The sequence below is a fragment of the Streptomyces sp. SID5910 genome (assembly GCF_009862125.1).
In the GTDB taxonomy this organism is placed as follows: Bacteria; Actinomycetota; Actinomycetes; order Streptomycetales; family Streptomycetaceae; genus Streptomyces.
The window spans coordinates 1-8,808 of the sequence record NZ_WWHX01000560.1 but is presented as its reverse complement, the minus strand read 5'-3'; the positions used below and the strand labels follow the sequence as shown (position 1 = coordinate 8,808).

The window sequence follows — 8,808 nt, the reverse complement described above, 5'->3', positions numbered from 1 at the left end:
CGTCGTGGCTTGTCGCGCAGTTCCCCGCGCCCCTTCGGGCGCGGGGCCGGTGTCCCTTGGTTGTATCTCGCGCCCGCCCTGGTCGTCCTCGGGGGGTTGCTTGTCTACCCCGTTTATCAGCTTGGGTTGATCTCCTTTCTGGAGTACACGCAGGCTCAGGTGTCCGGTGGGGAGCCGACGACCTTTCAAGGGTTCGGGAACTACGCCGAGTTGTTCCGGGACCGGGAGTTCTGGTGGGTGCTGGTCGCCACCGTGCTGTTCGCCGGTGCCTGTGTGGTGTCCACGCTGGCCGTCGGGTGTGCGCTCGCCGTGCTGCTCACGCGGGTGCGGGCCGTGCCGCGGCTCGCGTTGATGCTGGCGGGACTGGGCGCGTGGGCGACCCCCGCGGTCACCGGGTCGACGGTGTGGCTGCTGCTGTTCGACGCGGACTTCGGGCCCGTCAACCGCGTGCTGGGCCTCGGCGACCACTCCTGGACGTACGGACGCTACAGCGCCTTCCTGCTCGTCCTGCTCGAAGTGGTGTGGTGCTCCTTCCCGTTCGTCATGGTGACCGTCTACGCCGGGATCCGGGCCGTGCCGTCCGAGGTGCTGGAGGCCGCCGCGCTCGACGGGGCCTCGCAGTGGCGGATCTGGCGTTCGGTGCTCGCCCCGATGCTCCGGCCGATCCTCGTGGTCGTGACCATCCAGTCGGTCATCTGGGACTTCAAGGTCTTCACCCAGATCTACGTCATGACGAACGGCGGCGGCATCGCCGGCCAGAACCTCGTCCTCAACGTCTACGCCTACCAGAAGGCGTTCGCGTCCTCGCAGTACAGCCTCGGCTCGGCGATCGGCGTCGTCATGCTGCTGATCCTGCTCGCCGTGACGCTGGTCTACCTGCGGCTGCTGCGCCGCCAGGGGGAGGAGCTGTGAATCTTCCGCGTGCGCGTGTGCGCCGTCCATGGCGGCTCGCGGCGGAGACGTCCGCGCTGCTGATCGCCGTCGTGGTCGCCTTCCCGCTGTACTGGATGGTGCTGAGCGCCTTCAAGCCGGCCGGGGAGATCCAGTCGAGCGAGCCGCGGCCGTGGACCCTGGCGCCCTCGCTCGACTCCTTCCGACGCGTCTTCGGGCAACAGGAATTCGGGCGTTACTTTCTCAACAGCCTTCTCGTGGCGGGCACCGTCGTGATCGCCTCCGCGCTGATCGCGTTTCTCGCCGCGACCGCCGTGACACGATTCCGGTTCCGTTTCCGGACCACCCTGCTCATCATGTTCCTGGTGGCGCAGATGGTGCCCGTCGAGGCGCTCACCATCCCGCTGTTCTTCCTCATGCGGGACTTCGGCCAGCTCAACACGCTGGGTTCGCTGATCCTGCCGCACATCGCCTTCTCGCTGCCGTTCGCGATCTGGATGCTGCGGGGCTTCGTGAAAGCCGTGCCGGAGGCCCTGGAGGAGGCCGCGTACATCGACGGCGCGAGCCGGGCGAGATTCCTGTGGCAGATCCTTTTCCCGCTGGTCTTCCCGGGGCTGGTGGCGACCAGCGTCTTCTCCTTCATCTCGACCTGGAACGACTTCCTGTTCGCCAAGTCGTTCATCATCAGCGACACCTCCCAGTCGACGCTCCCGATGGCGCTGCTGGTCTTCTACAAGCCGGACGACCCCGACTGGGGCGGGGTGATGGCAGCCTCCACGGTGATGACGATTCCCGTGCTGGTCTTCTTCGTACTCGTGCAACGACGACTCGTCTCCGGCCTCGGCGGAGCGGTGAAGGACTGACATGACCGAACTGATCCCGGCGCCGCGCGCCGTCGAAGAGCCCGCGCACGGTGCCGTCCCGCTCGACCGGGACACCACCCTGTGGGCCGCCCCCGGCACGGAGACCGCGGAACGCTGGCTGCGCGCCACGCTCGGCGCCGCCTTCGCGCTGCCCCTGCGGCCGGGAGCGCAGGACAGCGCGGGTGTACGGCTGCTGCTTGACGACGCGCTGGAGCCGGAGGCGTACCGGCTGAGCGTGAACCGCGACCGGGGCGTCGAGATCCGCGGCGGCGGGCCCGCGGGCGTCTTCTGGGGCGCCCAGAGCCTGCGGCAGCTGCTCGGGCCCGAGGCGTTCCGCCGGGCACCGCTGCGGCCCGGCGCCACCCCCGGCATCCCGTACCAGGTCGTCGAGGACGCGCCCCGTTTCCGCTGGCGCGGCATGATGCTGGACGTCGCCCGGCACTTCATGCCCAAGGAAGGCGTCCTGCGCTACCTGGACCTGATGGCCGCCCACAAACTCAACGTCCTCCACTTCCACCTGACGGACGACCAGGGCTGGCGCGTCGAGATCAAGCGGTATCCGAAACTCACCGAGACCGGTTCCTGGCGGGCGCGCACCAAATACGGGCACCGGGCGTCGCCGCTGTGGGAGGACAAGCCGCACGGCGGCTTCTACACCCAGGACGACATCCGGGAGATCGTCGCCTACGCCACCGAACGGCACATCACCGTCGTCCCCGAGATCGACGTACCCGGACACTCGCAGGCCGCCATCGCCGCGTATCCGGAACTCGGCAACACCGACGTCGTCGACACCGCCTCCCTCACCGTCTGGGACACCTGGGGCGTCTGCGAGAACGTCCTCGCGCCCACGGACACGACCCTGCGTTTCTACGAGGGCGTCTTCGAGGAACTCCTCGAACTCTTCCCCTCGGAGTTCGTCCACATCGGCGGCGACGAATGCCCGAAGGGACAGTGGCAGCGGTCGCCCGCCGCGCAGGAACGCATCAAGGAACTCGGGCTCGCCGGCGAGGACGAACTCCAGTCCTGGTTCATCAAGCACTTCGACCGGTGGCTGACCGCGCGCGGGCGCAGGCTCATCGGCTGGGACGAGATCCTGGAGGGCGGACTGGCCGAGGGTGCGGCCGTGTCGTCCTGGCGCGGGTACGCCGGCGGGGTCGCCGCCGCGCGCGCGGGACACGACGTGGTCATGTGCCCCGAGCAGCGGGTGTACCTGGACCACCGGCAGGACGCGGGCGAGGACGAGCCCGTGCCGATCGGTTTCGTGCGCACCCTGGAGGACGTCTACCGGTTCGAGCCGGTTCCCCCGGAGCTGACGCCCGAGGAGGCCGCACATGTGCTCGGCACCCAGGCGAACGTGTGGACCGAGGTGTTGGAGAACCAGGCACGCGTCGACTACCAGGTCTTCCCGCGGCTGGCCGCTTTCGCGGAGGTCGCCTGGAGCGCCCTGCCCGCCCCCGGCGCACGGGACTTCGCCGACTTCGAGCGGCGGATGACCGCCCACTACCGGCGGCTCGACGCCCTCGGCGTCGGCTACCGGCCGCCCGCCGGCCCCCTGCCCTGGCAGCGCCGGCCCGGCGTGCTCGGCCGGCCGATCGACGGGCCACCGCCGAACAAGTGAGGAAAAACGCCCCGAAGCACCACTGAAGAGTGGCAACTCGCGCGCATCGTCGACCAACGGTGATCCCGTACGAAAACGGTCCATCTCGCCGACGAGGTGGGCGAATGCCTCCTAGCGGACCCCCGCGTTCGGGCCCTGCGAAGATGTGCCAGAGTTGCCACGTCCGCCCTGTCAGGTCGTACCGTACGGCAACACGGGCGGGACCAGGTGGGACAGCGGGAAGGGGCAGTCGGTTTGACCACGCACGCACCGCAGGCGGCGCAGGCCGTCACGCTGCCCACGACCCTGGACGAGGCCGTGGCGGCGCTCGGCACCATGCCCGCCGCCGTGCCGGTGGCGGGCGGCACCGACCTGATGGCCGCCGTCAACTCCGGGCAGCTCAGGCCCGCCGCGCTGGTCGGCCTCGGCCGCATCAGCGAGATCCGCGGCTGGCAGTACCAGGACGGGCACGCGCTGCTCGGCGCCGGGCTCACGCACGCCCGCATGGGCCGCCCCGACTTCGCCGCCCTCATCCCGGCGCTCGCCGCCGCCGCGCGCGCCGCCGGCCCGCCGCAGATCCGCAACGCGGGCACCCTGGGCGGCAACATCGCCTCCGCCGCGCCCACCGGGGACGCGCTGCCCGTGCTGGCCGCGCTGGAGGCGACCCTGATCATCGCGGGCCCGGGCGGGGCCCGCCGCGAGATGCCGGTCTCGCACCTGCTGGCCGGCATGGAGATGCTCCGCGCGGGCGAACTCATCGGCTACGTGCGCGTGCCGCTGCTGCACGCCCCGCAGGTCTTCCTCAAGGCGACCGGACGGACCGGTCCCGGCCGGGCGATGGCGTCCGTGTCCCTGGTCCTCGACCCCGCCCGGCGCGGGGTGCGCTGCGCGGTCGGTGCCATCGCGCCGATGCCGCTGCGCCCGCTGGAGGCCGAGCAGTGGGTGGCCTCGCTCATCGACTGGGACAACGGCCGCGCGATCGTTCCGGAGGCCCTGGCCGCCTTCGGCGAGTACGTCGCCGCCGCCTGCATCCCCGACGCGGCGCCGGCCGAGGACGGCTCCGTGCCGCAGCTCCCGCCCGCCGTACTGCACCTGCGGCGCACCGTCGCCGCGCTGGCCCGACGAGCACTGGGGAGGGCGCTGTCGTGACCGACGACCAGCACGACGACCGGCACGGACAGGGCGCGCCCCGCGGCGGCGGACGCTGGGACCCGCTGCCGCAGGGCGACTACGACGACGGCGCCACGGCCTTCGTGAAGCTTCCCGAGGGCGGCATCGACGCGCTGCTGGCCTCGGCCGACAGTCCGCTCGCCGCGCCCGGGCACGGCTATGTGCCGCCGCAGATCACGGTGGCGCCCGCCACCACCGCCGGCACCGACCCGGCGGCCACCGGCAGCTGGGCGATGCCGTCCGCACCCGTCGACGGCGCCCAGTGGCACGTCCCGGACGCCGGGGAGCAGCACGACGCCCACGGGCACCCGGGGCAGCAGGAGCACACCGGGTACGCGCAGCAGGACCCGTACGGCCAGGCCGCGGGGTACGACGCGCACGCCGGGCACGGCGACGGGTTCGCGTACCACCCGGGCGCCACCGGCCAGTGGGACTTCTCCGACGCCGCGGAGGACACGGCATCGGCGGCCGAGGCGGGGCACGAGGCGCCCGGCCAGGACGTCACCGGGCAGTGGTCCATCCCCGTCGCCGGCGGCGACCTCCCGGACGAGTCGGGCGAGTTCACCGCGTCGTCGCTGGCCGAGCAGTGGGGCGGCACCGCGCCGGCCACCCTGCCCGGCGGCGCCCCGGCGCCCTGGGCGACCCAGCCGTGGGCCCAGGGGCCGGCCGAGCCGGACCGTGCCGACGACGACCGGGCGCCCGGGACGGCCCCGGGTCCCGTTCCGTCCGCCGGTCCCGTGTCCTCGCACGCCCCGACGGCCGAGGCGTACGCGAGGGCGCACGCGCGCCCCGCTGCGGGGGACGGCACGGAGGAGGCGGCCTCGGAGGAGGCGGCGCCCGAGGCGGCCCCCGAGGTGACGACCTCCGAGGAGACGGCCCCCGACGGGGCGCCCTCCGGACAGGAAGCGGCCGACGAGGCGGCGACCGGCGAGACCGAGGAGGCCGAGGAGGCCCCTGAGGGCGCCGCTGAGCCCTCCGCGGCAGTCGCCGGGGAGGAGGAGACGGCCACCGAGCCGGACGCCCCCGAGGAGCCCCGTACCGACCCGGCCCCGGCACCGGGCCCCGCGGCCGCGCACGAGGCGGACGACGAGCCGCGTCCGGAGCCCTCGGCGGACCCCGCCGCCCCCGCCGAGCCGGGCCCCGTCGGCCCGCAGGACGAGCACCCCCTCGCCTCCTACGTGCTCCGCGTCAACGGCGCCGACCGCCCCGTCACCGACGCCTGGATCGGCGAGTCCCTGCTGTACGTGCTGCGCGAACGCCTCGGCCTCGCGGGCGCCAAGGACGGCTGCTCGCAGGGCGAGTGCGGGGCCTGCAACGTCCAGGTCGACGGCCGGCTCGTCGCCTCCTGCCTGGTCCCGGCCGTCACCGCCGCCGGCAGCGAGGTGCGCACCGTCGAGGGCCTGGCCGCCGACGGGCAGCCGTCGGACGTGCAGCGGGCGCTCGCCCGGTGCGGCGCCGTGCAGTGCGGCTTCTGCGTGCCGGGCATGGCGATGACCGTGCACAACCTCCTGGAGGGCAATCCGGCGCCGACCGACCTGGAGGCCCGGCAGGCCCTGTGCGGCAACCTGTGCCGCTGCTCCGGCTACCGGGGCGTCCTGGAGGCGGTCAGGGAGGTCGTCGCCGAGCGCTCGGCCCACTCCGCGGCCGACGCGGCCGAGGCGGACGCCGACGAGCCCCGCATCCCGCACCAGGCGGGCCCGGGCGCCGGCGGCGTCAACGCGTCGGCGTTCGAGTCCCCGGGCGCGCCCGGGGCACCGGACGCGCCCGCACCGCACGACCAGCCGTACGGCGAGCAGTCCCACGGCGACGAGTCCTACGGTGACGAGTCCTACGACGAGCAGTCGTACGGCGACGAGTCCTACGGCGATCACCCGTACGGCGACCAGCACTTCGGGGACCAGGCGTACGGGGACCAGCCCTACGGCGGCCCGTCCCACGGCGGCCCGTCCCACGACGACCGGCCCCACCGCGACCAGTCCCACGGCCAGGACGGAGGCCACGCGTGAGCAACGATGCCGCCACCGCCGAGGCCGCGGGAGCGGCGGAGGCCGTTCCCGCCCCCGAGCCGGTCCCGCACGGCCTCGGCGCCTCCCTGCCGCCCGCCGACGCCCGCGCCAAGACCGAGGGCACCTTCCCGTACGCCGCCGACCTGTGGGCCGAGGGCCTGCTGTGGGCCGCCGTCCTGCGCTCACCGCACCCGCACGCGCGCATCGTGTCCATCGACACCACCCACGCGCGCGAGATGCCCGGCGTACGGGCCGTCGTCACCCACGAGGACGTGCCGGGCACCGCGCTGCACGGCCGCGGCCGGGCCGACCGCCCCGTGTTCGCGTCCGAGGTCGTACGCCACCACGGCGAGCCCATCGCCGCCGTCGCCGCGGACCACCCGGACACCGCGCGGATGGCCGCCGCCGCCGTCATCGTCGAGTACGAGGTGCTCGACCCGGTCACCGACCCCGAGCAGGCCTTCGAGGCCGAGCCGCTGCACCCCGACGGCAACCTGATCCGGCACATCCCGCTGCGGCACGGCGACCCGGAGGCGGCCGGCGAGATCGTCGTCGAGGGCCTGTACCGCATCGGCCGCCAGGACCCGGCCCCCATCGGCGCCGAGGCGGGCCTCGCCGTACCGCGCCCCGACGGCGGCGTGGAGCTGTACCTGGCCTCCACCGACCCGCACGGCGACCGCGACACGGCCGCCGCCTGCTACGGGCTCGAACCCGAACGGGTGAAGATCGTGGTCACCGGGGTGCCCGGCGCCACCGCCGACCGCGAGGACCAGGGCTTCCAACTGCCGCTCGGCCTGCTGGCGCTGAAGACCGGCTGCCCGGTGAAGCTGACCGCCACGCGCGAGGAGTCCTTCCTCGGCCACACCCACCGCCACCCCACCCTGCTGCGCTACCGCCACCACGCGGACGCCGAGGGCCGGGTGGTCAAGGTCGAGGCGCAGATCCTGCTCGACGCGGGTGCCTACGCCGACACGTCCTCCGACGCCCTGGCCGCCGCGGTGGCCTTCGCCTGTGGCCCGTACGTCGTCCCGAACGCCTTCATCGAGGGCTGGGCGGTACGCACCAACAACCCGCCCTCCGGCCATGTGCGCGGCGAGGGCGCCATGCAGGTGTGCGCCGCGTACGAGGCGCAGATGGACAAGATCGCCAAGAAGCTGGGCCTGGACCCGGCCGAGGTGCGGCTGCGCAACGTCCTGGCCACCGGCGACGTCCTCCCGACCGGCCAGACGGTCACGTGCCCGGCGCCGGTCGCCGAACTCCTCCAGGCGGTCCGCGACTTCCCGCTCCCCGACCTGCCCAAGGACACGCCCGAGGACGAATGGCTGCTGCCCGGCGGCCCCGAGGGCGCGGGCGAACCGGGCGCGGTGCGCCGGGGCGTGGGCTACGGCATCGGCATGGTGCACATGCTCGGCGCGGAGGGCGCGGACGAGGTCTCCACGGCGACGGTGAAGGTCCAGGACGGCGTGGCGACGGTGCTGTGCGCGGCCGTGGAGACCGGCCAGGGCTTCACGACGCTGGCCCGGCAGATCGTGCAGGAGACGCTGGGCATCGACGAGGTCCACGTGGCCCCTGTCGACACCGACCAGCCCCCGGCCGGCGCGGGCTGCCGGGGCCGCCACACCTGGGTCTCGGGCGGCGCGGTGGAACGGGCGGCCAAGATGGTCCGCACCCAGCTGCTCCAGCCCCTGGCCCACCAGTTCGGGATGTCCACGGAACTGCTCCAGATCGCCGACGGCAAGATCACCTCGTACGACGGCGTGCTGTCGACCACGGTCGCCGAGGCGCTGGACGGCAAGGAGCTGTGGGCGACCGCCCAGTGCCGCCCGCACCCGACGGAGCCGCTGGACGAGACCGGCCAGGGCGACGCCTTCGTCGGCATGTCCTTCTGCGCGATCCGCGCGGTGGTGGACGTCGACATCGAGATCGGCTCGGTACGGGTCGTGGAACTGGCGGTCGCCCAGGACGTGGGCCGGATCCTGAACCCCGCCCAGCTCACCGCCCGGATCGAGGGGGGCGTCACGCAGGGCGTCGGCATCGCGCTCACGGAGAACCTGCGCACGCCGCGCGGCCTGATCCGCCACCCCGACCTGACCGGCTACGCCCTGCCGACGGCCCTGGACGCCCCGGACATCCGCATCGTGAAGCTCGTCGAGGAACGGGACGTGGTCGCCCCCTTCGGCGCGAAGGCGGTCAGCGCGGTCCCGGTGGTGGCGTCCCCGGCGGCGGTGGCCTCGGCGGTCCGCGCAGCCACGGGCCGCCCGGTGAACCGCCTCCCGAA

Annotated in this window: 6 protein-coding genes; all 6 read left to right on the top strand. The window is 73.7% G+C overall.

Annotation, left to right across the window (positions count from 1 at the left end; genetic code table 11):
• Nucleotides 1-9: 9 nt before the first annotated feature.
• The gene (locus GTW67_RS19805) at nucleotides 10-912 is read left to right on the top strand and encodes a carbohydrate ABC transporter permease (protein ID WP_161166159.1); all 903 of its coding nucleotides are present in this window, start codon (nucleotides 10-12) and stop codon (nucleotides 910-912) included.
• The gene (locus GTW67_RS19800) at nucleotides 909-1,754 is read left to right on the top strand and encodes an ABC transporter permease subunit (protein ID WP_161166158.1); all 846 of its coding nucleotides are present in this window, start codon (nucleotides 909-911) and stop codon (nucleotides 1,752-1,754) included. The genes GTW67_RS19805 and GTW67_RS19800 overlap by 4 nt, the downstream gene beginning before the upstream one ends.
• Before the next feature lies 1 nt (nucleotide 1,755).
• Nucleotides 1,756-3,375, top strand: coding sequence for a beta-N-acetylhexosaminidase (locus GTW67_RS19795; protein WP_161166157.1), 1,620 nt, complete (start codon nucleotides 1,756-1,758; stop codon nucleotides 3,373-3,375).
• 234 nt (nucleotides 3,376-3,609) lie between these two features.
• Nucleotides 3,610-4,503, top strand: a complete 894-nt coding sequence (locus GTW67_RS19790) for an FAD binding domain-containing protein (protein ID WP_161166156.1) — start codon at nucleotides 3,610-3,612, stop codon at nucleotides 4,501-4,503.
• On the top strand, nucleotides 4,500-6,530 hold the full coding sequence (locus GTW67_RS19785; RefSeq protein ID WP_161166155.1) for a 2Fe-2S iron-sulfur cluster-binding protein: 2,031 nt from the start codon (nucleotides 4,500-4,502) through the stop codon (nucleotides 6,528-6,530). The genes GTW67_RS19790 and GTW67_RS19785 overlap by 4 nt, the downstream gene beginning before the upstream one ends.
• Nucleotides 6,527-8,808: molybdopterin cofactor-binding domain-containing protein (locus GTW67_RS19780; RefSeq protein ID WP_161166154.1), on the top strand; the 2,282-nt coding region annotated here is incomplete at its 3' end. The genes GTW67_RS19785 and GTW67_RS19780, both read left to right, overlap by 4 nt.